Here is a 1,061-nt window from a genome sequence, read left to right as displayed (position 1 = left end):
CTTCGTGGCACTTCATAAAGTGCCATGAATTCGTTATTTTGTGGTGCCACGACCTTCGACAGAACTTCTCGCCATTCAACAACCCTTGCGTGATGCCCTCCAACCAGTCCGCTAACAAGTCCGCTCCAAAGCATTCCACCCCGCAGGGTTTCCTGGAAGCCCCGCTGGACAGGTCCGACGCCGAGCCTTTGCAGCGCCAGCTCTACCGCAGGCTCAAAGAGGCCATCCTCAAGGGCCAGCTTGCCGCGGGCAGCCGTTTGCCCGGCTCGCGCGCATTGGCGCAAACCTTGTCGGTCTCACGCAATACCGTGGCGATTGCCTACGAACACCTTGTTTCCGAGGGTTATGTCCGCGCCGACCGGCAGGGAAGCACCGTGGCGGCTTTGCTGCGCCCGGCCACGCAGGAGGCGCAGCCTGAGGCCACCGCGCCATCCCGTGTGGCACTGCGCCTGTCCCACATTCGCTCGGGCCCCGCACGCCTCGACTCCAGCACCGCCTTGCGGCCCGGTGTGCCGGCCCTTTCCCAGTTTCCGCTGGCCGTCTGGCGCAGCATGCTGGACCGCGCAGTGCGCGAGGCCTTGCCGGCGGCGCTGCATTACGGCGACCCTTTCGGTCAGGCCGAACTGCGCACCGCCATTGCGCGCCATCTGGCGATCACACGCGGTGTGCATTGCGAACCGGCGCAGGTCATCATGACGGAAGGCGCGCAGGAGGCGCTCATGCTGTGCGTGCGCCTGCTGACCAACCCGGGCGACACGGCTTGGGTGGAAGACCCGGGTTACCGCGGCGCCAAGGCCGCCATGCATGCGGGTGACCTGCGCATCGTGCCCAAACGCATGGACGGCGAGGGCCTGCACGCCGGCGCGGCGGATTGGCGTTCACGCACACCACGGCTGATCTACACGACGCCTTCGCACCAGTATCCGATTGGCGTGGTGATGTCGGTGGCACGCCGCCTGGCCTTGATGTCTGCCGCGCGCAGGCACGGCGCCTGGATCATTGAAGACGACTACGACAGCGAATTCCGCCACGCCGGCGAACCCATAGGCGCCATGCAGGGC

General features: G+C 66.1%; 1 protein-coding gene. It reads left to right on the top strand.

The annotated features are described in order from the left end of the window. Positions 1–92: 92 nt before the first annotated feature. Positions 93–1,061 (top strand): aminotransferase-like domain-containing protein (locus AC1D1P_RS24160; RefSeq protein WP_477674767.1); only part of this gene is annotated, 969 nt, incomplete at its 3' end.

This window comes from Polaromonas sp. P1_E1_2, from assembly GCF_056406035.1.
This window is presented reverse-complemented; position numbering and strand designations above follow the sequence as displayed.